This window comes from uncultured Imperialibacter sp. (assembly GCF_963974565.1).
GTDB lineage: Bacteria > Bacteroidota > Bacteroidia > Cytophagales > Cyclobacteriaceae > Imperialibacter > Imperialibacter roseus.
The window spans coordinates 80,121-105,942 of sequence record NZ_CAXBCJ010000022.1 but is presented as its reverse complement, the minus strand read 5'-3'; the positions used below and the strand labels follow the sequence as shown (position 1 = coordinate 105,942).

The following is a 25,822-nucleotide window of genomic DNA, read 5'->3' as shown; positions in this document are numbered from 1 at the left end:
TGACTGTTGGCGCAATGGCATCCCAACGGCTATTCGTGTTATCCCAGGTCAAAACATCACCATCAAGAGGTGTGGTAAGGCTATATTGGTTCTGGAAGGCAAATGCATCCAGTCCTATCCCATTAGGATCATACGTGCCTGCAAACATATCGCCAGTGACTGTTGGCGCAATGGCATCCCAACGGCTATTCGTGTTATCCCAGGTCAAAACGTCCCCATCAAAAGGTGTTGTAATGGTAGTAACAGCGACATTGGTTAGTTGAGAGCCATCAACGGCTGGAAGACCAGTGGCGTCCAGTTGCACAACATTATTCGGAGCCGTACCCACATTCAATGTAGCGGCGGTGCCCAAACCGGTTACTTTGGTGGCTGCAACATCTGCTATATCGACGTTGCTGATTGTCCCATCGAGGATTTTTGCGCTCGTTACTGCATCGTTGGCTATCACAGTCGTTCCCTGTGGACCAGTCACATCACCCCCAAGGTTACCGGTGAAGCTTGCCGCAGCAACGTTGGTTAGTTGAGAACCATCCACTGCCGGAAGGCCGGTAGCGTCCAGTTGTACAACATCATTTGCAGCAGTTCCCACATTCAATGTAGCTGCTGTGCCCAAACCTGTCACTTTCGCTGCTGCAACATCTGCTATATCGACGTTGCTGATTGTCCCATCGAGGATTTTTGCGCTCGTTACTGCATCGTTGGCTATCACAGTCGTTCCCTGTGGACCAGTCACATCACCCCCAAGGTTACCGGTGAAGCTTGCCGCAGCAACGTTGGTTAGTTGAGAACCATCCACTGCCGGAAGGCCGGTAGCGTCCAGTTGTACAACATCATTTGCAGCAGTTCCCACATTCAATGTAGCTGCTGTGCCCAAACCTGTCACTTTCGCTGCTGCAACATCTGCTATATCGACGTTGCTGATTGTCCCATCGAGGATTTTTGCGCTCGTTACCGCATTGTTGGCAATCGTTGTCGTTCCCTGTGGGCCAGTCACGTCACCGGCCAGGTTACCAGTGAAGCTTACGGCAGCAACATTGGTTAATTGAGAGCCATCCACTCCCGGAAGGCCAGTGGCGTCTAATTGCACAACATTATTCGGAGCCGTGCCCACATTCAATGTAGCTGCTGTGCCCAAACCTGTTACTTTCGCTGCTGCAACATCTGCTATATCTGCGTTGCTAATTGTCCCATCGAGGATTTTTGCACTCGTTACCGCATCGTTGGCTATCACAGTCGTTCCCTGTGGGCCAGTTACATCACCTGCCAGATTACCTGTGAAGCTTACGGCAGCAACATTGATTAATTGAGAGCCATCCACTCCCGGAAGACCAGTAGCGTCTAATTGCACAACATTATTCGAAGCCGTGCCCACATTCAATGTAGCTGCTGTGCCCAAACCTGTTACTTTCGCTGCTGCAACATCTGCTATATCTGCGTTGCTAATTGTCCCATCGAGGATTTTTGCACTCGTTACCGCATCGTTGGCTATCACAGTCGTTCCCTGTGGGCCAGTTACATCACCTGCCAGATTACCTGTGAAGCTTACGGCAGCAACATTGATTAATTGAGAGCCATCCACTCCCGGAAGACCAGTAGCGTCTAATTGCACAACATTATTCGGAGCCGTACCCACATTCAATGTAGCGGCGGTGCCCAAACCGGTTACTTTCGCTGCTGCAACATCTGCTATATCGACGTTGCTAATTGTCCCATCGAGGATTTTTGCACTCGTTACTGCATCGTTGGCTATCACAGTCGTTCCCTGTGGGCCAGTTACATCACCTGCCAGATTACCAGTAAAGTTCGTCGCTGTGATGTTAATTAATCCACCGCCATCACCGGCGAAACTTCCAGCTGTTACTGAACCCGAAGTACTAATATTCTGAGTGCCAAAGTTTGGAGAAATCTTCGTTCCTGCTATTGCCGCTGCCGCATTTACATCGGCATTCACCACACTAACGCCTGTTAAGCTGCCATAAGCCCCATCAAAATCATCCGAAGCATCAATATCAAGATTCGGCGCTGTGGCAACCGTTGATACTGCATTGCCTATCGCTGTAGCCGACTGCCCCCCCACCTGATCCACCACCAACCCCAGCGCAAAGCTCCCTGAAACATCGCCGGGGGCCGGAACGGCAGAAGTGGAAAGATCATCGGTATTGTCCACATCCAAATTAGCAGGCACATCAGCCAGGTCGTTGAACGATCCACTCGCTGCAATCGTCGCCAAGCCGTTTACCTGCGATATGTCTATCACGCCTACAGAAAAGGGAGTGGCATTGCCGTCACCTAAAATGGTCGTTCCGTCGCCTGCGGAGCTCCCCACCTCATCCACACCATCTGCAAAGCCAGCCGGGATATTGGTTAGCTCAGTCCAGTCGATGCCGTCTTTGATGGCATCAGGCACTGTAGGATCAGTTTCCGAAGTAAGAAAACCGGCGGCCTGCAAATCAACGGCGTTTCCATTCTGTATTGAAAGGCTGGTACCTGACACTGAAAGTGTTTGTGAATCAGTCACCGATAAAGCAATCCATCCACTGTTAAGCCAGAAGTAGAAAAGTCCCAGCTCGTTGTCATACACAAGCAATCCGTTGGACTGGGCATTGAGACCGCCCGCCATGCTTGTTCTTTGCGCAGTGGTAAGTTGCGGAATAAGGAGTCCCTGATCGCCGTTGGGGGAAACAAGGTGCAACACCGCCCTTGGGTTGGGGTTCTCAGTATTTACACCGGCAGAAAAATTCTGTGCAGAAACAGTGCCTGATAGCAATAGCAATATCAGCCCCACTGCTGCTTTTAGGTTAGGTCGAACAGCCATAATGAGTAAAACTTATATAATTTAGCCTAAAGACAAACTCAACTAAAGTTCATACACCTGTTTGTCCAATAGCTAGAAGAGGCATAATGTATTCAAAAAAAAGATAGTCAATCGATAAAGGTATCGCTTATATAAAAAATACTCAAATAATTCTTGCATAAATTATATTCTATCACTCTATTTTCTCTTTCATCCCTAGCTGTGACATTCCATAAAGAAATCAGATTTACCAGAATGCCCAAAAACACCTCCAGCCATCCCATGCGACTGCTGCTTTTGGCTACAATGGCCCTTGCCTCAGCTTGCAACGATACCAGGCCTGTAGTTGACCGGCCAAACATCATTGTTTCCACAGACATTGGCGGCAGCGACCCCGAAGACTACCAGTCTCTCGTTCATTTATTTGTTTATGCCGACCAATTCAATCTCCTCGGCTTGATTAGTTCGCCCCCTGATGCAGGGAGAAAAGAACACATAGAAGAAACAATTGCAGCCTATGCCGCTGATTTTGAAAAGCTCAAAAAACATTCGGCACGCTTTCCTTCCCCGGAGTACCTGCTAAGCATCACCAAACAAGGGGCAACCGATTCTCTCCAAACAGAAGCCCCAACAGCATTAAGCGAAGGTGCTTCATGGCTCATAGAGAAGGCCAAAGAAAACGCTGGCCAGCCGCTGTACGTCCTTGTTTGGGGATCGATCACCGATGTAGCCCAGGCGGTACAACACGACCCTTCCATCAAAAGCAACATAAGAGTATATTCCATTGGGTCGTGGAACACATTGCAGGATCCAAAATCGAGAGATTACCTTTTTCACAACCACCCTGACCTGTGGTGGATAGAAAACAACACCACCTTCCGGGGCATGTACATGGGCGGCGACACCACCAATAGCATGGGTAATCTCACCTTTGTTGAAAATCATGTAAAAGGCCATGGCGCACTGGGAGACTTGTTCTGGAACAAGAAAAAAGACATCAAGATGGGCGACACACCATCGGTGCTCTATTTTCTCAATGGCGACATAGACAACCCGGAAGGAGAAAGCTGGGGAGGCTCTTTCGTTAAAACTTACCACGGCCAACACTACTGGACGGACAATCCTGCTGATTCTCTTATCGAAAACAACAGAGCAGGAGCAAAAACGGTCAACAAATTCCGACAGGCTTACCTGCGTGATTGGGCAGTTCGTATGGGTTGGTTGAAAGAGTAGAAGAACCAGACTTTTGCCGTAGAATCGAAGCCATTTTAGAGAATGTATCAACAAGAAAATATTCAATATTTTCTTTCTATATTTCTATTTTATAAAATTTTATTTACCTGATAATCAACAACATAACTCTTCAATCCCCAACCCAGGCTGTTTTGAGCCGTTAGCATTGGGGAGATCATTTTATTTTCAACCAAAATTAAAAGCTATGTTAAGATTGATTATCGGACTGCTGATTATCGCATTGATTGCAGCAGTTCTGGGCTTTGGCGGGATAGCCGGGGCCGCAGCAGGTATAGCACAAATTGTGTTTTACATTTTCGTAGTGTTATTGGTTATTTCATTGTTATTCCGACTCTTGCGGGGCATTTAGCAACGCCATACGAAAAAAGGATGTGGTTGATGCCACATCCTTTTGATAAACCAATTTCAGTTAGGTCGTCACTAAACCAACACCGGCTTCATCCTCGAATCCTCAAATGACCTAGCTGTTGCTTCCATAATCTCAAAAGCTACTTCGGCCATCTTGTTTTCTGAATCCAGTGTGGGGTTAATCTCCACCATTTCCCAGCATAGCACCTTTGGGCTCTTGACCAATTCGGTATTGATCACTTTTGCTTCCTCTACGGTAAGTCCGCCAGGCACGGGCGTGCCAGTGCCCACCGACACAGAAGGATCCAGGCTATCTACGTCAAACGACACATAAATCATATCGCATTCCCGGAGCTGTTCCAACGCCATGGCCGCTACTTTCTTTGGGCCATATTTCCTTACTTCCTCGGTTGTGTAATTACGCATACCATATTTCTCAGCCAGGTAGTCTTCGGGTGCTTCCGTGTCACGTTTTGAAATAAACACCACATCAGAAGGGTGCAGCTTAGGGCCCTCAACTCCAATCTTTTTAATCTCCTCCCAAATATGAGCAACCTCGGCTGGTGGTTCGTTGGTTTGAACGTCCCGGTTGTCGGTGCCCAGCGCCATGGCCAGAGGCATGCCATGCACATTGCCTGACGGCGTGGTGTAGGGTGTATGAAGGTCGGCATGGGCGTCTACCCAAATCACGCCGAGTCTTTTGTCCGGAAATGCCTTTTTCACGCCTGCGATAGTACCAAACGCTGTGCTGTGATCACCAGCCAGCACCATGGGCAGCTGACCAAACTCCAACGCCTCACAAACAGCATTGCACACTCTCTTTTCCACGCCAATGATAGCGTTCACATACTTAGCCGAAGGTGAAATGAAGCCGGTGAACAATGGGCTGTTGTCGGTGCGCACGTTCACTGAATCGTACCTTGCAAAAAAATCTGACTGAAGATCGATGCTGGCAATTTTAACAGCATCGATGCCCAAACTGGCACCTCTTGTGCCTGCACCGAGTTCTGACTTAACTTCGATGAGCAAAATCTCTTTCATTATAATGGGATTATGTTGTTTAAGCTTTGAAAACCAGTTAACGAACGCCTGTTGCTTTACAATGTCAAAAAAAGCAGACCTGCTTGGCGTTCCAGCATCAGGCGGTGCTAGTTATACGAAAAATGATAGTAGGGCAGGTATATTCTGCACGGCAACGCTCTGACTCTGAGCGCCTGGTTGGGTTCCAGTTGTTTACCTATGTAACAAGACATAAAATTAGGGTAAGGATGTCAATAATATTCATCCACGGTGCAATTTAAGATATTTCCAGCATCGAAATCGCATCAAATATTAAAAATTCGCAAAAACACGTCACGAAATTGCGCATGTCTCCAAAACTCACGACTAACCCATGGGAACCCTCAAAGCGCACCTGAAATGTTAACCTTTTCTTCATTTGCACTAATTACCTGAAAAATAAGTGATTACATAAAAAAATCGTTGCCAGCCCAGATCATTTGGCAATACTGTTGTTAATGGCCGACCTATACCTTTATATTTGCTTTTCTGTGCCTTTTATAGCGCAGCGCCTGGTATATTAAATGTAATCAAGAACCGCACTGATTTAGATGAAAAGCTACTTCGATCTGATTGATCAAACCTTTGAGTTCCCCACTGAGGAATTTAGAGTAGAAAACAATCAATTGTTGTTTAACGAAGTGAACCTGATGGATGTCATAGAACAATATGGCACACCCCTCAAGCTCACTTATCTCCCGAAAATCAGTGAACGAATACAGTACGCCAAAGAAATATTCAATAATGCAATAGCCAAGCATAAATACGGAGGCAAGTACACTTATTGCTATTGCACCAAATCTTCGCACTTTTCCTTCGTGCTGGAGGAAGCGCTTAAAAACGACATTCACCTCGAAACCTCTTCGGCCTACGACATTCCCATTGTCAGGAACCTGTTTGAAAAAGGCAAGATATCCAAAGACACTTTTGTGGTTTGCAACGGCTTCAAGAGGCCACTCTACACGGAGTACGTTACCGACCTGATCAACGACGGCTTCAAAAACTGTGTGCCCATTCTTGACAACCTGGGAGAGCTTGATAAATATGAATCGGGTGTTACCGTTGACGAGTTTCAAATTGGCATCAGGGTGGCTGCCGACGAGGAGCCGAACTTTGCGTTCTACACCTCCCGCCTTGGCATCAGGTACAACAACATCATCGACTTTTACAAAAACAGAATCAAGGACGGTAAGTCGAAAGCGAAGCTCAAAATGCTTCACTTCTTCATCAATACCGGCATAAAAGACACTGCCTACTACTGGTCGGAGCTTAGCCGGTTCATTTACATGTACTGCGAGCTAAAAAAGACCTGCCCCGAACTCGACACGATCGACATCGGCGGCGGTTTCCCCATCAAAAGCTCCCTGGCGTTTGAATTCGATTACCCTTACATGGCTGAGCAAATCGTTGAAAACATCCAGTGGATCTGCAATAAGAACAATGTGCCGGTGCCGGATATCTTCACTGAATATGGCTCGTTTACCGTAGGCGAAAGTGGCGCAACGATTTATTCGGTGCTTGACCAAAAGCTGCAAAACGACAAGGAGCTTTGGTACATGATGGACGGTTCATTTATTACTCATCTGCCCGATGTGTGGGGATTGAACCAAAAATACATCATGCTGCCCATCAACAACTGGGACAACAATTTCCACAAAGTAAACCTCGGTGGCCTTACCTGCGACAGTATGGACTACTACAACTCAGAAGCTCACACTTCGGAGGTGTTCCTGCCAGTGATTGAAGACGACGAAACACTTTTCTTCGGCTTCTTCCATACCGGCGCCTACCAGGAAAGCCTGGGAGGATACGGCGGCATTCAGCATTGCCTGATTCCCGCCCCCAAGCACATCATCATCGACAGAGACCAGCGAGGCACGGTAACGACCAAACTTTTCAGAGAAGAGCAGGAGAGCGACAGCATGCTGAAGATACTTGGCTACAAATAGCCAGCTAACTTCTGCTACCGCTAGTCTATTTCATAATGACGTTGGTGACCGCCTCCAAAAGGCTGCTTACGCAGGCATCGGCGGAGGGAAACTTTTCTGCAACCCCGATGCCAATCGTATGCATTCCCAACTTTCTGGCGGGCACCAGGTCCCGGTCATTGTCGCCCACCATCCATGATTGTTGCGGGTCAACATGATACAAAGCAAGTGCCCTTTCAAAGAGCAGGGAGCCCGGCTTTCGGCCCAGCGATTCCGAGAGCGGAGGGTAGTAGGGTGCATAAAACACGTCGTCGATAAGCCCCGGCAATTGCTCATGCATTTTTGCATGACAAGCCTCCACGTCCTCCTTTGTATAGATAGCTTTGGCAATTCCGGCCTGATTGGTGATGACAACCGTTGTGTACCCCTTTTCTTTTAAGATCTCCAAAGCCTCTTTCACTCCCTTTTCGATGGTAAAGTCCTCAGGTCTAAAGGTATACTCTCCCCTTTCAACATTAATTACTCCATCCCTATCAAGAAATATGGCCTTGTTCATAAACTGATCCCGGTATTTAATCGTTAAAAAAGCGGCAAATTCACTTTATATATTCAAGAAACGAAATGGTTTTAATATGTTTGGCGTTCACTAGCAAAAACTGTGAATAAAGGTTTAGTCATTATCCCAACTTACAACGAAAAAGAGAACGTCGCTCTTATGATCGAAGCGGTGTTTGATTTGTCCATGCAGTTTGACCTGCTTATCGTGGATGACGGCTCTCCGGATGGCACCGCAGCTATTGTTAAGCACATGCAGAGTATTTGGCCAGACAGACTTCATATTCTGGAAAGGGAGGGCAAGCACGGGCTTGGCACCGCTTACATAGCCGGATTTCAATATGGGTTGGATAAGGGCTATGAATACATGTTTGAGATGGACTGCGACTTCTCCCACGACCCTAAAGATCTTGAAAAGCTTTACAACGCCTGTGCCAAAGACGGCTTTGATGTGGCCATTGGCTCAAGGTACGTCGACGGGCTGGTGAATGTGGTGAACTGGCCGATAAGCCGGGTAATGATGTCTATTTTCGCCAGTTTATATGTCCGTTTCATCACTGGCATACCAGTGTCAGACACTACTGCAGGCTTCAAATGCTACCGCCGGCACGTGCTGGAAACCATTCCCTTCAACAAAATTAAGTTCGTTGGTTACGCTTTTCAGATCGAAATGAAGTTCACTGCCTGGAAATATGGTTTCAAAATAAAGGAGATTCCGATCATTTTCACTGACCGAAGCCGTGGAGAATCCAAAATGACCCGAGGCATTTTTCAGGAAGCTGTTCTGGGCGTGCTTCAAATGAGGATTTATAGCCTTTTCAGGAAATACCTGCGGGTAGAAGCTTAGTCAAACTTAATAGCAGCAATAGGTCTGATGTTGATAATGACTGTTGTCGGAATAAACAACGTGAGGTTCACTACCACAAAAGTGAGGATATTTACCAACACAATCGCCCACCAGTCCCAATAAATAGGCACGTAGTGCATGTAGTAGCTGGCAGCATCAAGTGGTATGATGTGAAATTGACTTTGAAGCAACCCCAACCCACCGGCAATTACATTGCCCCACAGCATCCCCCTGGCAATGAGCCGCATGCCATTCCACGAAAAAATTCGCCTTACCGTCAGGTCCGTGGCTCCGAGGCCTTTCAGCACCCCAATCATGTTTGTGCGCTCCATAATGAGGATGAGGAGAAAAGACACCATATTGAAGCTGGCGACAAAAAGGATGAGTACCAGAAAAATGGCGACATTCCTGTCCAGCATCTGCAGCCACTCAAATATCTGAAAATACTTATTGTCAGCCGTATCGGCGTATAAATCCGAGTCCAGCACATCGTACATTTCATTTTCAGCGGCTTCCATATCAGAAGGGTCACGCAAAAACACCTCATAGCCACCTACTAAAGAGTCGGGCCAGTTGTTGAGGCGCTGTACCAGGCCCAAATCCCCTAAAATCATTCTGTCGTCAAAGTCTTCGAGACCTGTTTCATAAATGCCAGCAATCGACAACCTTCTGAACCTGGGCGGGTTTTGCACGACATACATGATCACTTCATCACCAATATCCTTCTCCAACTTGTCTGCTATTCTTTGGCTCAATAGCACTTCAAGAGAGTAAGTACTGTCAGAAAAATGCGGAAAATGACCTTTTACAAGGCTTGGCGTAAACCTGGTTGAATCAAAATCTTTTGTCACTCCCTTGAACACCACGCCCAAAACTGCCTCCTCAGTTTTAAGAATCCCCATCTTGTAGCCGATAGGCTGCACATGAGTAACAAAGTCATATTCCTTCCAGTGAGTATAAAAGTCGGATGTGAGGCTAATGGGGGGCTCGTCAAAATTGTTGGATTTCAAAGTATACCGGGAAATCTGCATATGACCCGCAAAACCATATATCTTGTCAACGATCGTAGTCTGAAAGCCTCTGAGGATCAAAAAAGCCACCAAAGCGCTGGCAAGGCCTACAGCAATGCTTGCTACCGCAATCCTGCCAATGGAGGCCGAAAATGACCCTTCATGGTCTTTGTTTATTCGCTTCGATATAAAGTAGGAAAGATTCAAAAATGATTAATTTTGCCAGCAGAATTAGTTTCGACCCTCACAAAAATAAAGACATGCCTCACATTTACACTATGATTAGGATTGCATTTTTTACCATTATGCTGACTGCCTGCGGCTCTGATGCGGCAAAACAAGAAGATAAAAAGGCCGTAGTGGAAGAGGTAGCTGATTCTCAGATAAAAGTTGGTGCTGCGCAGATGGAAGAATACTTGCCACTTCTGCAAAATAAAAACGTGGGTATGGTAGTGAATCATACCACCATGCTTGGGGAAACGCACCTGGTTGACTCGCTGCTAAGCAGAGGCATTGCTATCAAAAAAATATTTGCACCAGAACATGGCTTCCGGGGCGACACCCCCGCCGGCGATAAGGTGGGAAATGAAGTCGACTCGAAAACAGGAATCCCCATCCTCTCCCTGTATGGCAGCCACAACAAGCCCACAAAGGAAGATCTTTCAGGCCTTGATGTAGTGATTTTTGACATTCAGGACGTAGGGGCCAGGTTCTACACCTACACCAGCACCATGAGCTATGCCATGGAAGCCTGCGCAGAAAACGGTCTGCCATTTATAGTGCTTGACAGGCCCAACCCATTGGGTAATGTAATTGACGGGCCTGTTTTGGAAGAAGCCCAAAAGTCATTTGTGGGTCTCCATCCCATTCCTATTGCCTATGGCCTTACCATGGGTGAGCTAGCCACCATGATCAACAACGAGGGATGGCTGGAAAATAGCGTTAAAGCCGACTTGCAAGTGATCAAGCTGGCGAATTGGACACATAGCAGCTCTTATAATTTGCCTGTAAGCCCTTCGCCCAATCTACCAACCGACCATTCCATCGCCTGGTATCCTTCTATCTGCCTTTTTGAAGGCACGATGATGAGCCTGGGCAGAGGCACTCACTTTCCCTTTGAAGTATTAGGCTACCCTTCGCCTGAGTTTGGCGACTTTCAATTTACTCCCGTTCCAATTCCGGGCATGTCGATGGATCCCAAGCATCAGGACAAACTTTGTTATGGTACCGACCTGAGGCAAGCTCCCGTACCCAATGCCGTAGACCTCTCCTACCTCATTTCATTTTACAAGAAAACGCCGGCCGACTCCAGTTTTTTTAATAATTACTTCGCCCTTCTGGCGGGAACTCCTGACCTTCGCAAGCAAATTGAGAAGGGAATGAGTGAAGCTGAGATCAAAGCCACGTGGCAGAAAAAGCTTGATGCATACAAGCAGATAAGAAAAAAGCATCTGCTGTATGATGATTTTGAATAAACAGCCTTCATGACAAAGGATCTTCGAATAGTATTTATGGGTACGCCGGAATTCGCCGTGCCAAGTCTCGATATTTTAGTAACCAATGGGTGGAATATTGTTGGGGTGATTACAGCGCCCGACAAGCCACAAGGGAGAGGTAAAAAGCTGGGTGTATCGGCTGTGAAAGCCTATGCCGAAGATAAGGGGCTCAACATCCTGCAACCAACCAACCTTAAGGCTCCTGAATTTATAGCGGAGTTGAAGGCCTTGGACGCCAACCTGCAAATAGTAGTTGCCTTCCGCATGCTGCCCGAAATAGTATGGCAAATGCCGGCCTTAGGCACTTTCAACTTGCATGGCTCACTGTTACCCAAATACAGGGGGGCGGCCCCCATCAACTGGGCCATTATCAACGGCGAGAAAGAAACAGGCGTCACTACTTTTTTTCTGAAACACGAAATTGATACTGGCGATATCCTTTTTCAGGAAAAAGAGTCCATAAGCGATGAGGACAACGTTGGCACAGTGTATGAAAGACTCATGAACAAGGGAGCCGCACTGGTGCTGAAAACTGTCGAAGCCATTGCAGAAGGTAACTACAAGGAACAGCCGCAGGAAATTTTTGAAGATACGCCCACAGCGCCAAAAATATTCAGAGAAACCTGCGAGATCAACTTTGAACAACCGACTGAGCAGGTGGTTGACTTCATCAGAGGCCTATCGCCCTACCCTACCGCCTGGACAACCCTAATGGGCAAAACTGTGAAAGTTTACAAGGCACGAAAAGTCGAGCAAAAGGGCGAAAAAGAAATGATGAGTGACAGCAAGACGTACCTATATCTTAAAACTGCAGATGGATATATCTCCATCGAGGAATTGCAGATGGAAGGCAAGAAAAGGATGGATATTGAAGAATTTCTCAGAGGCAACAGGATATGATTATTTCTCAAATAGTGGCAGTGGCAAAAAATGGCGTCATCGGCAATGATTACAAAATGCTATGGCATATGCCCAAGGATTTTAGGTACTTCAAGGATCAAACAATGGGGCACCACGTGCTCATGGGCAGGAAAACCTTCGAGTCGCTTGGTAAAATTCTCCCTGGCAGAACGTTTATTATTGTAACAAGGGACAAAAACTTCAGCCTTGAGGGTGCTCATGTTGTTGACTCTATCGAAAAAGGAATTGCATTGGCAGCAGCAGCCGGGGAAGAGGAACTTTATATCATTGGCGGTGGGGAGGTCTACAAGCAAACACAGCCTATTTCTGACATCCTTTATATCACAGAAATTGATGTAATTGTGGAGGGAAATGTCAAATACCCTCTTCCTGACACACACATTTGGGAAGAAGTTAGTCGAAAAGACATGTCCTCTGACGAAAAAAATCCTTATAATTATTCATTCACCCGGTGGAAAAAAAGAAAGTAGCGTATGGCTGAGGTAAAAGGCAAAGTAGTGTGGATCACAGGCGCATCTTCAGGGATTGGGGAAGCGATTACCTATGAAATGGCCAGAAAGGGAGCGAAACTTATTCTGTCGGCTCGCCGCCAGGAAGAACTGGAAAGAGTGAAAGCTGCTTGTGTAGCATCTGTGCAAGGCCTGGTGGAGGAAAATGTTAAAATACTGACAGTCGACCTGGCCAATGCAGCAAGTCTTGAAGCCAAAGCTAAAGAAGCGGAAGCTATGTTTGGTGTGGTAGACGTGCTTGTAAACAACGGCGGGATCAGCCAGCGCTCACTGGCCAAAGACACTCAGTTGGAGGTGGATCGCAAAGTAATGGAAGTCAATTATTTTGGCGCCATTGCCCTTTCCAAGGCACTGCTTCCAGGCATGATCAGCCGAAAAAACGGGCACCATGTCGTGATCTCCAGTGCTGTGGGCATCATCAGCTCGCCTTATCGGACAGGATATGCAGCCAGCAAACATGCTCTGCATGGCTTCTACGACGGCCTGAGGGCAGAACTGCACGACGACAGTATCAAGGTGACCATTATTTGCCCTGGATTTATCCGGACTCAGATTTCCGTCAACTCAGTTACTGGCGACGGGGGAAAATTCAACGAGATGGATGACGCTCAGGCAAATGGCATTGCACCGGAAGCGGCAGCAAGGACGATTGTGAGAGCAGTGGAAAAAGAAAAAGAAGAGGTGTACATAGGAGGAGTGAAAGAAGTGGGGGGTATTTATGTGAAGCGGTTTTTTCCTTCTCTTTTCTCACAGATAGTGCGAAAAGTAAAGGTGCGTTAGCAGCTTAAGAAATGAAGGTAAGCCAATGGTATAAAGTGTTGTTACCGGGCAGTTTTATGCTGCTCATGGTCCTATGGCCCATGGCAAGCAGTGCCCAACCCAGCAGAAGATACCAACTACCGTCGGGCAAGTCAGCATCGGATATCCAGCCCAATCAGCTCATCATTAAATTCAAAGACGGCAGCTATTCAACAGGTGGACGGACGTTACAAGCTGTTCCCGATATCACCTCATTCACCATCAGCCAGAAGATATCGATAAAGGAGCTGAAAGCCCTCGATCCTGCATCCAATGCAAGCGCAAGAACACTCCAGCGGCCAAGTAAATACCTGGCTAACATGTACAAAGTTGAGTTGGCAGAAGGCAATGCGCTGGAAGCTATCAACGAATTGCTTCGGTATGACAATGTACTTTATGCCGAGCCAGTTTTCAAAGAGCAGCTCTTTCTGATACCCAACGACCCAGATGCCGCCACAGCGAGCCCCAAGCAGCCCTATCTGTCGTCTATCAAAGCTTATGACGCCTGGGGGATTACGACTGGAGACTCTACCATTGTCATTGGCATCATTGACACCGGGGCAGACTATACCCACGAGGACCTAAGCAGTAACATCCACCTGAATACCAATGACCCCATTGATGGCGTCGACAACGATGGGAACGGTTATATAGATGACTACCGTGGCTGGGACTTTGCCAATAGAGATAGTGACCCCAAATCAGATTTTGGAGACCACGGCACACACGTTTCCGGTTTATCTTCAGCCAGAACCAACAACGCCAAAGGAATGGCGGGAACAGGCTTTAAGTCTAAGTTTGTCCCCCTAAAAGCATTTAAAACAGAGGATAACACGTCATTTGGCAACTACGAAGCCATCATTTATGCTGCCAATCAGGGCATGGATGTCATCAATTTGAGCTGGGGCTCCACCGGCAATTACAGCCAGGCGGCGCAAGATATTATCAACTACGCCGTATTGGAAAGGGATGTGGTGGTGGTGGCTGCCGCCGGCAACACCAATGCCGAACTCACTTTTTACCCTGCCAGTTACGACCACGTATTGTCCGTAGCGGCCTCGACTAACGATGGTACCAAGTCGTCCTTCGCTACCTATAGCTACTATGTCGACCTGGTAGCTCCAGGCACCGCCGCCTATTCAACAAGAAACAATAGTACCTATGGCACCGCAGATGGCTCATCGTTTTCATCTCCGCAGGTAGCGGGGGCGGCAGCCTTGCTGAGGTCTTATTTTCCAAAGTACTCTGCCGTTCAAATCATGGAGCAGTTGCGTATAACAGGCACATCGGTGGACGGGTTGGCAGGCAATGCGCAGTACAAGGGCCTGCTGGGCCGGGGCATGCTCAACATGTACAGCGCCCTGACTGATACGCTTTCTCCTTCGGTGCGTTTGGTGAAAGATTCTTTGCATACCCAGGCCGGGCAGAAGGTTTTTTTTGGCGACACTGTACATTATGAGCTGGAAGCTATTAACTGGCTCAAGCCTGCCTCTGGTCTGGAGATTACCCTCGAACCACTGAGTAGTATAGTGACATTGAGCGGCAACACCTGGACTACCCCCTACCTGGCTACATTTGATACGACCACCTACGCTTTTTCTGCTATTCTGGATGAAAGTACTCCTCCTGGTTCCAGGGTCATTTTCAAAGCCAAAGTTAAAGCTTCCGGTTACAACGACACCCAATATTTTGAGTTCACCACTCACCCGGATTCGACCACTACCTCGTCAGCCAATCTATCGCTCACCATCAATTCGAAAGGGGATCTCGGCTATACAAAAGACTCTTTAAAGGCAGGCAATGGGTTTACATTTCAAAATATTCGTGTTGTAAGCCATGCTGGCTTCCTGGTGGGAAATAGCGGCGCCTCATTGGCTGACAACGTTGCCAATAACCTCGTATTCGGAACGAGGAATAATGATTTCTCCGTTGACAAGCACCTCAAGTTATTCGGAGGAACAGTTGCCGACAATTACTACGAAAACAGCTTTACAGCAAGCCTCAGTGAAACCCTGTCAACGCTCGTGGAACAGAAAACGCTGTCCTGGGATTCTCCTGACGACAGAAACTTTATGATCACTGAGTATCGGGTCACAAACACCTCCGCAGATGCTATAGAAAACCTTCATGCCGGACTCTTCACCAACTGGAGCATCGGCAGCGGCGACAATAACCGCACCGAATGGGTCGACTCTCTAAGACTCGGGATTACCTACATTGACGAAGACAACATCTATGGCGGGATAGCCCTGCTCACAAACAATACGCCAACTTTTTATGCAGCCGACATCGATAACCTGAACGAAAACATAGCCGTGACTGACTCGCTGCTTACCGATTCGCTTAAGTTTGCCTGGCTGAGTGCAGAAATGGTCAAAACAACTGCCGGCCAAAGCGGAGTAGGCAATAACACTGCTCAAATGAATGGCGTGAAGCTTGGGAACCTTGGTGCCTTTAAAAGTGAAAAAGTAGCTTTTGCCTGGATTACTGCCGAGTCAAAAAATGGGTTCATTACTGCCGTGCAGCGAGCCCGACTCAGGTATGCTGAATTCCAAAACAATCCGAGAACCATCGCCACGGTTTTGGCCTGTAAGGATTCTCCGGTTACCATCAGCCTGTCCGGTGGCACTTCTTTTGATTTCTTTGCCGACGCCGGAGCCACGGACACGCTGCTGATTCACGGAAATGACTACCTGACAGACACCATCAAATCGCCCGCCACCTTTTTCGTGCGAAACGCCGACAACAACTACACTGGCGACCTGTTTTCTGTGCAGGTTAACATGGACGGCCTCGACGCCAATTTCAGCCTTAGCTCAGACACTGTTCTGCTTGAACCAGGTGTTAGCCCCACTATCAGCCTCGCCAGCCAAAGCGAAAAAGCAGTGAGCTGGGCCTGGGACTTTGGCAATGGTTCGCAAAGCACTTTAGAAAATGCTCAGGCAAAATTCAACGAGCCTGGCACCTATGACGTAACACTAACAACGAGCAGCAAAGCAGGGTGTGTTTCCAACGCCACTAAAACTGTTTTGGTGGCTAACAGAGCGACACAGCCGGTCATCGATGCCATAGTAATTTGCGCCAATGCTTCCGCAACTATTCAGGCTGTAAATGCTACAAAAATAAAAGTTTATACCGACTCAACGAGCAAGGCTGCAGTCTTCGAAGGTGCCTTTTTCACCTCCGGACTGCTTGATAAAGACACTTCGTTTTACGTGGCTAATGCAGACAGCCTTTTTGAAAGCCGCAAAGTCCTGGTTCCTGTACAGCTAAATCAACCCATGGTTGACTTCACCTATCTCCCTGATACTACTCAGTTCGAATCGGCGATCCTTCTGGTCAATCAAAGCTCCAATGCCGTTGGCTACCAATGGTATTTAGTGGATAGCCTCATAGGAGACACAATGAATAGCCAGTTGATTTTGGCAGAGCAAACCGAAATTACCGTCAGGCTGGTGGCCAGCAACGAACAGGGGTGTACTTCATCAGTTTCAAAACTACTGAGCTTCACCAAGTCGGAGCTGCCGTTAGTGTCCGATAGCCCGGTTTGCCCCGGCGAAAACTTCACCCTGGCGCCAGAAAACGGGAGCAACTTTCTTTTTACCTCAGCAAACACCGGGGAGCCACTGTACAAGGGGAGCAGATTCGACGTTTTGAACGTGACGGACACTGTGAAGCTAATTGTAAAAGGGATCGACTCTATTATAGAAAGTGACCCTGTTGAAGTTTCAATATATCCTTACGACTTCTCTGCAGCCTTCCTTATTGAGCCTGAGGTTCTCATCCTTAAAAAGCAAAGGACTGCCACTTTTACAAGCCTGTCGCCAGGCGCTACTTCGTGGGAATGGATGATCAACGGAAGCCTTGTAGACATTTCTCAGCAGCCCCTGCTGGCATTCGATTCCGCTGGGATTTATGACGTGATGCTGATAGCCCACAATGATGAAGGCTGTGCGGATTCTGTGTCGATGGCGTACCAGGTATTGGAAGTAACCGGGATAGAAACTGCAGTGGACATCTTCAATTTATTCCCGAATCCGGCAAGTGAGACCATAGCTGTTGAACTTCTCAAGCAGCAAAATGACGCTGTTGTGTCCCTCATCAATATGGCTGGTCAGGAGGTTCTTAGGCGATCCTTGACGACAGGCCCAGGGCAATCTGTTGAAATATCAATCGGTTTGCTACCAAAGGGGGTTTACACTATCCGGCTATCAACCGCATCGCAAAGCTGGCAACAGCGGCTCATCAAAAAATAATCTGATCCGTTCTCTAAAAGGTAGTTTTGTTTTTATATTTTTAGATTAACCTAAATTAATTTTATTGTATTTAAAAAATAAACAAGTATATTTGTCTAATAATTAATAAAGGTTGGTCGAAATGCAATTAACTAGGTCTTTATGCTTTTTATGTTTGTTTTGCCTTGTCCTAAGTGGCTGCCAGGAAATCATTCCTGAAGCGCCCGAAGAAAACACGCTGCTTGATGGGCCCGTGGAAGGGCTTTCCAATTCTGAGCGAAAAAGATTCCTTAACGGTGATTTTGCCTTTAATGCAGAAGTATTCTCGTCGGCTAACGGGCTTGGTCCCTTATTTGTCGCCACATCTTGCGGGAGCTGTCACGCCGGAGATGGCAAAGGGCACCCTTTTACCACCCTTACTCGGTTTGGGCAGTCTGCACCCGGAATCAACCCATTCATTGGAAAAGGCGGGCCACAGTTGCAGAACAGGGCCGTGCCCGGGTATGAGCCAGAGCAGCTTCCTGATGGAGTCACATTCTCCAGATTTACTCCACCCGCCAATACTGGCCTCGGATTCCTTGAAGCGTTGACAGATGCGCAAATCCTTGCCAATGCTGACCCCGACGATAGCGACGGAGATGGGATTTCGGGCGTGCCCAACTACATCACTCCTCCGCCCTACTTTCAGCCTGGCGCAACGCATGCAGCTATTGACGGCAAGTACATTGGCAGGTTCGGGAAAAAGGCCGCCGCCATTGACCTTCTTCATCAAACCGTAAACGCCTATAACCAGGACATCGGCGTTACTACTACCTTCGAGCCAGTTGACCCACACACACATTTGGCAACCGATCCGGAAGTGTCCGATCAGGTGGTCCACGATTTGGTATTTTATCTTCAAACGCTTAAGGAGCCCATACCCCGGGCGAGCTCAAATGCTGACGTGGTGAAAGGCAAAGCGCTGTTTGCGTCAATTGGATGTGCCAGCTGCCATGTTCAAGAGTGGACAACACCGGAAACGAATATCAAAGCACTTTCCAACAAGAAATTCTACCCCTACACCGACCTGCTCCTGCACGACATGGGGCCCGGGCTTGATGATGGTTACACAGAAGGCTCCGCTGAAACATACGAATGGCGTACGCCGCCTCTTTGGGGGTTGGGGCTTTCACCCGTCTCACAAGGTGGCAGCTATTTTCTGCTGCACGACGGCAGGGCACAAAGCATCGAAGAGGCTATCCTGCTCCATGGCGGTGAGGGGCAATTCATTAAAACGCAGTTTGAACTGCTGGCCAAAGAAGACAAAGACGCTATCCTCAAATTTCTTAAATCACTGTAGCCATGGATAGAAAAAAATTCATCAAAACATGTGGCATTGGCTGTGTGGGCATGCTGGGAGGCCTAAGCCTTCTGCAAAGCTGCGCCGGAACAAAATACATTACCGGTCAGATAACCGGGTCATCTTTACTGGTTCCCCTCTCCTCTTTTGAAGAAGAAAAGAAGGGAGAGAAGGCATTCAGGAGATATGTGGTGGTGCAAAATGAAAAGCTGGAATATCCGATCTGTGTTTACAGGTTCTCGGACACGGACTTCAGTGCCGTACTCATGCGATGCACACACCAGGGAACAGAACTGCAGGTGTTTGGCGACAGGCTACAATGCCCGGCTCACGGCAGCGAATTCTCCAGTAACGGAGCTGTACAAAACGGCCCGGCAGACAAAAACCTGAGAAGATTCCTCATTAACAAGGAGAATGATATGTTAAAAATTGACCTCTCATGAAATCCATTTTCATTACCCTGATATTTTTCAATCTAAGTTTAGCTGTACAAGCCCAAATAGACAGCACCTTATTGCGTCGGTCACCGGTTGATACCACAAAGGCCAAAGGAATGAACATGGACGCCGTTTACAACAGGCCATTTCTTCAGATGGGAAAAATGCCCGTTTCTCTTGGTGGGTATGTCGAAGCTGATTATCAGTACATGGGTGAAGACGGTGTGACTGACGGCCACACGTTCCGCATACCAAGAATGACACTGTTTGTTGCATCCACTATCCATAGAAAGATAAAGTTCCTGTCGGAACTGGAGTTGGAGGAAGGTGGCAAAGAAATCTCCATAGAATTTGCTGCTATGGATTTCAGCTTTCATCCCCTGGTTAATTTACGGGGAGGCGTGGTTATGAATCCAATAGGCGCCTTCAACCAAAATCACGACGGCCCAAAATGGGAGTTTGTGGATCGCCCGGTTGCCATGACCCAAATGCTGCCCGCCACCTGGAGCAATGTCGGCTTTGGGCTCTATGGCAAGCAATATATGAATGACTGGGCCTTTGGCTACGAGGCTTATGTAACCAACGGATTCGACGATTCCATCATTAGCAATGCTGAAAACAAAACTTTCCTGCCTGCTTCAAAGGCCAGTAAGGACAGGTTTGAAGAAAGCAGCAATGGGCAGCCTTTGGTCACAGGTAAGTTTGCGCTAAGGCACAATATGGTAGGAGAAATTGGCCTGTCGTACATGGGCGGGGTGTTTAACAAGTTTGAAGACGATGGCCTTGTACTTGACGACAAAAGACGCCTGGATGTGTGGGCTGTAGACGTCAACACCACGCTGCCATTTAGCAAAACGTATATTGTGGGTGAATGGGCCTGGGTGATGGTAGATGTGCCCGAAACCTACAGCCAGACTTACGGCAACAAGCAGAGAGGCGGATTTATTGACGTCGTTCAGCCCGTGCTAAGTCAGCCAATGCTGGGATTCAACAATGCCGTACTAAATATTGCCTGCAGGCTGGAGTATGTAGATTGGAACGCAGGAAAGTTTCAGGAAACTGATGGCAATATATCGGAGCACCTCTGGGCCATCGTGCCTGCGATCAGTTTCCGACCAACCGCTCAAACTGTGCTAAGAGCCAATTTCAGATACATGCAGCAGATGGATCTGCTGGGAAATCCACCAGCCCTGATTAGTGGCGTTCAGCTTGGCGTATCGAGCTACTTTTAGCCTATAGTCAGGCTTTCAAGTGAGCAAAAATCGCACGACTCACTTCCCCCAAGCGTATCGGTGTGAGACACCGGTTTAACACGGCACTTTGCCAAGGCAACAAAGTTAGAACGTCTCCAATTTTGGCTTTCTCTTCCAAAATTTTTTCTTAGATTAAATTAGAAAACATTTCTATCTAATGGAGGAAGACAAAAACGAACTAACCCCCGAAGAAATAATTCAGCAGGAAAATAACATTTTAAAGCTGAAGATGATGGCAGAACAAGGTGCCAAATTTTTTGAGGGATCAGAAAACGAGTTGAGCCCTGTTATTGAAAATCAATGGCTCCACTACATTCAGAACTTCGAGGAGCTTCACAAAAACGCTAAAAAGATTTCTGTCTACAAATTCATCGGGGAGCCGCCTTTCGAAGCCGAAGCGAATCTTGACAGCAGCTCGATTACCGAAAAACTCAATGAGCTCCTTGACTACATGGGCGAGCATGGCGTTTGCCTCGACTATATGGATGGCTATGATGACCGTGTTATTTACAAGTTTATCGTCGATGAGCTATTCCATTATGAAATGGACGATGTTCGTATGGATGGCATGGTGAGCCACTTTATCTATGAGGAATTTTACCCCAATCATAACCACGATCTAACGCAGCATACAGAGGAGTTTATCTATCAGCTGCTCAAAAGTGACTGGAATGAATTTGCAAGCCACACCCTATGCAAGGAATTGCGTCAAAGTGGACAGGCGAAGGTTTCGGAAGAAACGTTTGTCGATAAAATAAAACTATTTCAGGCTGCATGGAAAGACTTTGAAGTAACGAAAGAAGAAATCACGGAAGTTGATTTTAGCCTTAAGAAGAAGAAAGCCAGGGTTGTCGTCGACCTGGCTTATTCCGCATTTTCACAGGATGGTGAGGAGTTTTCATTTGCCGGAAATGCATTACTTGGCTTCAGGCACCAATACGGTTTCTGGTATATTGATCAAGTAAGCATTCCCGGCTTTTTTGAATAGTACCTACTCACTCCTCAGCGACCTGGCCGGGTTAGTCAACGCCGCCCTCCTTGCTTGGTCGGACACAATTGCCAATGCAAAGCCGAGAGCAACAACCCCCACCAATGGGAATATCCACCAATCGATGTTGGTGTGAATTGTATAGCGCTCCAGATACTTGCTTAGCAGGAACCAGGCCATTGGGGCAGACACGGCAAAAGCGATAAGCACAAGCTTGGTAAAGTCTTTTGAAATTAGTGCTACCAAACTGAACACCGAAGCGCCAAGCACTTTCCTGACCCCAATCTCCTTGATCCTCTGCTCTGCCGTGAATGAGGCAAGGCCGAACAGTCCCAACCCCGTAATAAAAATGGTAAGAAAGGAAAAGATGGTTGCCAGCCTTTGAGTCATATTGATGGTAGTGAATTTTTTCTGGAATTCCACATCGACAAAAGTGTATTCAAATGGGTAGGCGGGGTTGTGTTTGTTAAATACGTCGCCTACCACCGCCAGCGAAGCTTGCAGGTCATCCGTAGCTTTTAGCCTCACGGTAATGGCATCCGTCCAATTGGGATCCAAAATCATGAACATAGGTTTGACAGGATCGTAAGGTGAACCCATCATCACATTGTCCACCACACCAATGAGCTTCCTTTTGCCGCCCCATAGGTCCAGTGGTGTGCCCAACGGCTCTTCCAGTCCCATCAAATCAAGAGCTGCTTTGTTGATAACAATGGAGGCAGTGTCGGTCGTAAATTCCTTCGAAAAGTCCCTGCCCATCAACACTTCGATACCCATGGTTTTGGCGTAATCATATTCGCAGGCAATTGTTGTGAAAATCACCCGCTGCGTTTCCGGCTTACCAGGCCAGCCCAAAAAATTGTTGGAGTTGATATCAGTAATGGCACTGTTAGAACGAGTTACAGACTCTACATAACCGGACTGCTCCAGCTCTTCTTTGAAGATGTAGTAGTTTTTCGCTATCTCTTCATTGTTCTGAATGGTGATCAGGTTCTCTTGCTTATAACCCAGCTCCCGGTTCTTAGCCAGCTCAATTTGCTTGAATATCACCACTGTGCTGATCATCAGCATAATGGCAAAAGCAAATTGTATGATAACAAGTACCTTTCTTGGTGTTGCACCACTTTTACCCACAGAAAAAGACCCCTTCAGGGTGCGAACCGGGTTAAATGAAGAGAGGTAAAATGCCGGGTAGCTGCCTGAAAGTATACCTGTTACAAACACCACAACGATTGAGTAAATCCAGAACTGAGATGAAGTGAAGTCAATCACCAGTTCCTTTTCTACCAGGTTGTTGTAAGCTGGCAGCACCAAAAGAGAGATGATCACAGCAATAAAAAACGAGAGCATTGACAGAAAGAGTGACTCTCCCAGAAACTGCGCAATCAACTGCCCCTTTCTCGAGCCAAGGCTCTTTCTTATTCCTACTTCTCTGGCCCGGCGTTCGGAGCGGGCGGTGGAAAGGTTCATGAAATTGATACAGGCAATAACAAGAATAAAAATAGCGATTGCTGTAAACAGCCTTACGTAGTCGCTCATGCCTCCAGTGACCTTTCCGTTTTCAAATGAGGAGTACAGTCTCCACTTCAAAAGCGGGTGAAGAAACAGCTTTGTAATGAGTTCTGTTTCTCCATGCTCATAAAGCATATTTTCGATGCCAGCCACCACCTCCGGCCGCTTCGATGCATCCACTAACTCCACGTATACCTGAAAAGAGTAGTTGCCCCAGTTGGTCTTGTTTTCAACTACCCAGGGATTGATAGCTTCTCTGTGCTTCCAGGGCATCAGGTATTCCAACTCAAAGGAAGAGTTATTGGGTATGTCTTTGAGAATACCAGTTACTTTCAATGAACTCTTATCGTCCACCCGAATGACCTGCCCCATTGGGTCTGCATCGCCGAAAAGTGACTTGGCCAAAGACGTTGTAATGACAATTGAAGACGGGTCGTCCAGCACAGTTGCAGCATCTCCTACTAGCAGTGGAAACTCAAACATTTCCAAAAACTCTTCCCCGACATAATAGCCCTGCTGCATCATTCTCTTTTCTCCGACCTTAAGCAGGTGGTTGCCGCCCCAGTCGGCCACGGTGGTGTTGGCGATGCCACTGTGAGCATCCTTCAATGCCTCATAAGTCGGCAATGGCACCGACCGCCACGAGTTGATTTTACCATCAAACTCGGCGTTTCCCCATACCTGATACAGCCTGTCAGCCTTGGGGTGAAAGGAGTCGAACGAGGTTTCGTCGGCTACCCACAGCAAGATGAGCAGGCTACACGTGAACCCTACCGAAAGCCCTGAAATATTAATAATCGAATAGAGCCGGTTTTTGCCAAGGCTACGAATGGCAACGATAAGAAAATTTTTGAGCATGGGTTTGAGTTTTTGACTAGTACATTTCCAGTGACAAGTCCGAAAGAAAAGGGTTGCAGGAACCACGCAACTTTCGTTACTCGCCCTCCCTTCGGCCTGGAGTAAGTACTTAGGTTGAGGAGAAAGGTTACAAGCCTATTTAGTTACTAGAAGATCTGCGGGCAATCTATTTGTTCAATCATCAGGATATCTGTATTTTAAACCATCAGTGATAGCAAAATCCTATGCCTAACACCTACAATAAAGTCTATATCCAAACTGTTTTTGCCGTGAAATTTCGTCAGGCGCTCATCCAAAAAGAATGGAGAGCTGACTTAATGGGGGTGATTGGTAATCTGATCAACGAGGCTGGATGCAAGAACATCATTGTCAATGGAGTGGATGATCATGTGCACTGCTTTTTCCAGTTAAAACCGTCTTTGGCCTTTTCCGAAGTAATGAAGTCTGCCAAGGCCAAATCATCGAAATGGATCAATGACAACAAGCTCACCCCACAGCGCTTTGAATGGCAAGGCGGCTTTGGTGCGTTTTCATACAATCAATCACAGGTGAACAATGTGTTCAACTACATCAAAAACCAGGAAGCCCATCACAACAAACAGGGCTTCATTGAAGAATACATCGAATTTCTGGAACGATTCGAGATTGATTATGACAGGGAATATTTGTTTAAAGAACCAATTTGACATTTCGCTTGGAATAAATTCCAAGCAAGGTAGAAAACCGTGCCGATGGCACTAATCAATTGCATCGCCGTACTCAAAGTGCCGTAGGTACGACATATGACCGTAACTTTGGATTCATCCCAGGTTACACTCTTCAAATCCGCACATCATCATTACCAATCAGCCTTGAATAAATTCAAGCCTGCATAGAAAACCGTGCCGATGGCACTGGCAAATTGGATTACCATACTCAAAGTGCCGTAGGTACGATCGATACCCGTAACCTTGGACTTATCCAAGGTTACCCTCTGCAAAGCTGCACATTATCACCAATCAGCCTCGAATAAAGTCTAGGCTGTCTAGAAAACCGTGCCGATGGCACTGGCAATTAGATCACCATAATCAAAGTGCCGTAGGCACGAGCCATTTTCCAAACCCTGAATTTATTCTGGGTGGATCCGAAGAATCAAAACCCACCTACACCGACGATCAATCCATATAACCTTGGATTTATCCGAGGTTACTACCAGTGAAGCTACTCTTCCCTCCCCTTCACCACCAAAAACCAGTCGTTTTCCAGCGGCAGGTAGCCATAATCGTAGCAGTAATAATAGATATTGCCTTTGCGGTTCGTATAGGTATGCGTCATGTAGCGAAACTGGAAGCCCCCCTGCGTCAGTTTGTCTCTGTGGGCCCTGGCCATCACCTCGCCCTCTGGCACGATAGCTTCCAGAAGGTTCCTGTTCTTCTTCAAAGCATTGTTGATATTCCGAACGAGGTTGTTGCTGGCCGACTTCGTTTGATTGTTATAAGTATTGCGGCAATAGTCGTCGCAAAATTTCTTATCAATCCTTCCCTGCAAAGGTTTCCCACAAGCCAGGCAGGTTTTTGAATCTACTATTTCACTCATTATCAAATAGTTTACCCACCAATATAACACCAATATTATCCGAAAACAAACGTTTGTAAACGTTTACAAACGACTACTATCGAATGTAAACGACTAGAAACCGGCT

General features: G+C 47.2%; 19 protein-coding genes and 1 pseudogene. 14 read left to right on the top strand and 6 right to left on the bottom strand.

The features are described from left to right. A pseudogene (locus AAC052_RS23705) lies at positions 1-2,815 on the bottom strand (hypothetical protein); the annotation flags it as partial. 234 nt (positions 2,816-3,049) lie between these two features. On the opposite strand from AAC052_RS23705, the gene AAC052_RS23700 reads away from it, so the two are divergent. After that, entirely contained in the window at positions 3,050-4,027 is a 978-nt protein-coding gene (locus AAC052_RS23700; protein WP_339815730.1) for a DUF1593 domain-containing protein, read from the top strand. Positions 4,028-4,232: 205 nt separating this feature from the next. Beyond that, on the top strand, positions 4,233-4,397 hold the full coding sequence (locus tag AAC052_RS23695) for a DUF1328 family protein (RefSeq protein WP_152000934.1): 165 nt from the start codon (positions 4,233-4,235) through the stop codon (positions 4,395-4,397). Between the two features lie 71 nt (positions 4,398-4,468). Here the strand turns inward: AAC052_RS23695 and rocF are convergent, their stop codons facing one another. Further along, positions 4,469-5,437, bottom strand: a complete 969-nt coding sequence (rocF, locus tag AAC052_RS23690; protein ID WP_339815729.1) for an arginase — start codon at positions 5,435-5,437, stop codon at positions 4,469-4,471. Positions 5,438-6,006: 569 nt separating this feature from the next. On the opposite strand from rocF, the gene AAC052_RS23685 reads away from it, so the two are divergent. Then, complete coding sequence (locus AAC052_RS23685) at positions 6,007-7,404, top strand: arginine decarboxylase (RefSeq protein WP_317490687.1); 1,398 nt, start codon at positions 6,007-6,009, stop codon at positions 7,402-7,404. Positions 7,405-7,429: 25 nt separating this feature from the next. Here AAC052_RS23685 and AAC052_RS23680 read toward each other — a convergent pair whose 3' ends face one another. Beyond that, the gene (locus AAC052_RS23680) at positions 7,430-7,939 is read right to left on the bottom strand and encodes an HAD-IIIA family hydrolase (protein WP_317490686.1); all 510 of its coding nucleotides are present in this window, start codon (positions 7,937-7,939) and stop codon (positions 7,430-7,432) included. Between the two features lie 102 nt (positions 7,940-8,041). On the opposite strand from AAC052_RS23680, the gene AAC052_RS23675 reads away from it, so the two are divergent. After that, positions 8,042-8,785: a polyprenol monophosphomannose synthase gene (locus tag AAC052_RS23675; protein ID WP_317490685.1), complete on the top strand. Its 744-nt coding sequence runs from the start codon at positions 8,042-8,044 to the stop codon at positions 8,783-8,785. On the opposite strand, the gene AAC052_RS23670 is transcribed toward AAC052_RS23675, so the two are convergent. Continuing rightward, on the bottom strand, positions 8,782-10,002 hold the full coding sequence (locus tag AAC052_RS23670) for an ABC transporter permease (RefSeq protein ID WP_339815728.1): 1,221 nt from the start codon (positions 10,000-10,002) through the stop codon (positions 8,782-8,784). The genes AAC052_RS23675 and AAC052_RS23670 overlap by 4 nt on opposite strands. Positions 10,003-10,073: 71 nt before the next feature. Here AAC052_RS23670 and AAC052_RS23665 point away from each other — a divergent pair, with 71 nt between their 5' ends. The 9 genes from AAC052_RS23665 to AAC052_RS23625 all read left to right on the top strand — a co-directional run bounded on the left by AAC052_RS23665 (position 10,074) and on the right by AAC052_RS23625 (position 21,771). Further along, on the top strand, positions 10,074-11,270 hold the full coding sequence (locus AAC052_RS23665) for a DUF1343 domain-containing protein (protein WP_339815727.1): 1,197 nt from the start codon (positions 10,074-10,076) through the stop codon (positions 11,268-11,270). Between the two features lie 9 nt (positions 11,271-11,279). Beyond that, positions 11,280-12,191: a methionyl-tRNA formyltransferase gene (fmt, locus tag AAC052_RS23660; protein WP_317490682.1), complete on the top strand. Its 912-nt coding sequence runs from the start codon at positions 11,280-11,282 to the stop codon at positions 12,189-12,191. Further along, a complete protein-coding gene (locus AAC052_RS23655) occupies positions 12,188-12,682 on the top strand; it encodes a dihydrofolate reductase (protein ID WP_339815726.1) in 495 nt (164 codons plus the stop codon). Before fmt ends, AAC052_RS23655 begins: the two co-directional genes overlap by 4 nt. A 3-nt stretch (positions 12,683-12,685) precedes the next feature. Beyond that, positions 12,686-13,501: an SDR family oxidoreductase gene (locus tag AAC052_RS23650; RefSeq protein WP_339815725.1), complete on the top strand. Its 816-nt coding sequence runs from the start codon at positions 12,686-12,688 to the stop codon at positions 13,499-13,501. A gap of 11 nt (positions 13,502-13,512) precedes the next feature. Next, on the top strand, positions 13,513-17,775 hold the full coding sequence (locus AAC052_RS23645) for a S8 family serine peptidase (protein WP_339815724.1): 4,263 nt from the start codon (positions 13,513-13,515) through the stop codon (positions 17,773-17,775). A gap of 154 nt (positions 17,776-17,929) precedes the next feature. Continuing rightward, positions 17,930-19,093 carry a di-heme oxidoredictase family protein gene (locus tag AAC052_RS23640; RefSeq protein WP_339815723.1) on the top strand — a complete coding sequence of 388 codons (1,164 nt, stop codon included), beginning with the start codon at positions 17,930-17,932 and terminating at the stop codon, positions 19,091-19,093. A 2-nt stretch (positions 19,094-19,095) separates the two neighbouring features. Further along, positions 19,096-19,536: a Rieske (2Fe-2S) protein gene (locus AAC052_RS23635; protein WP_339815721.1), complete on the top strand. Its 441-nt coding sequence runs from the start codon at positions 19,096-19,098 to the stop codon at positions 19,534-19,536. Then, positions 19,533-20,762: a hypothetical protein gene (locus AAC052_RS23630; protein ID WP_339815720.1), complete on the top strand. Its 1,230-nt coding sequence runs from the start codon at positions 19,533-19,535 to the stop codon at positions 20,760-20,762. Before AAC052_RS23635 ends, AAC052_RS23630 begins: the two co-directional genes overlap by 4 nt. 178 nt (positions 20,763-20,940) lie before the next feature. Then, positions 20,941-21,771, top strand: a complete 831-nt coding sequence (locus tag AAC052_RS23625) for a hypothetical protein (protein ID WP_339815719.1) — start codon at positions 20,941-20,943, stop codon at positions 21,769-21,771. Positions 21,772-21,774: 3 nt separating this feature from the next. Here AAC052_RS23625 and AAC052_RS23620 read toward each other — a convergent pair whose 3' ends face one another. Further along, positions 21,775-24,141 carry an ABC transporter permease gene (locus AAC052_RS23620; RefSeq protein ID WP_339815718.1) on the bottom strand — a complete coding sequence of 789 codons (2,367 nt, stop codon included), beginning with the start codon at positions 24,139-24,141 and terminating at the stop codon, positions 21,775-21,777. A gap of 224 nt (positions 24,142-24,365) precedes the next feature. Between AAC052_RS23620 and tnpA the strand changes: the two genes are divergently transcribed. After that, on the top strand, positions 24,366-24,827 hold the full coding sequence (tnpA, locus tag AAC052_RS23615; protein ID WP_339815717.1) for an IS200/IS605 family transposase: 462 nt from the start codon (positions 24,366-24,368) through the stop codon (positions 24,825-24,827). A 514-nt stretch (positions 24,828-25,341) separates the two neighbouring features. Here the strand turns inward: tnpA and AAC052_RS23610 are convergent. Further along, positions 25,342-25,716: a hypothetical protein gene (locus tag AAC052_RS23610; protein WP_339815716.1), complete on the bottom strand. Its 375-nt coding sequence runs from the start codon at positions 25,714-25,716 to the stop codon at positions 25,342-25,344. Positions 25,717-25,822: the final 106 nt, after the last annotated feature.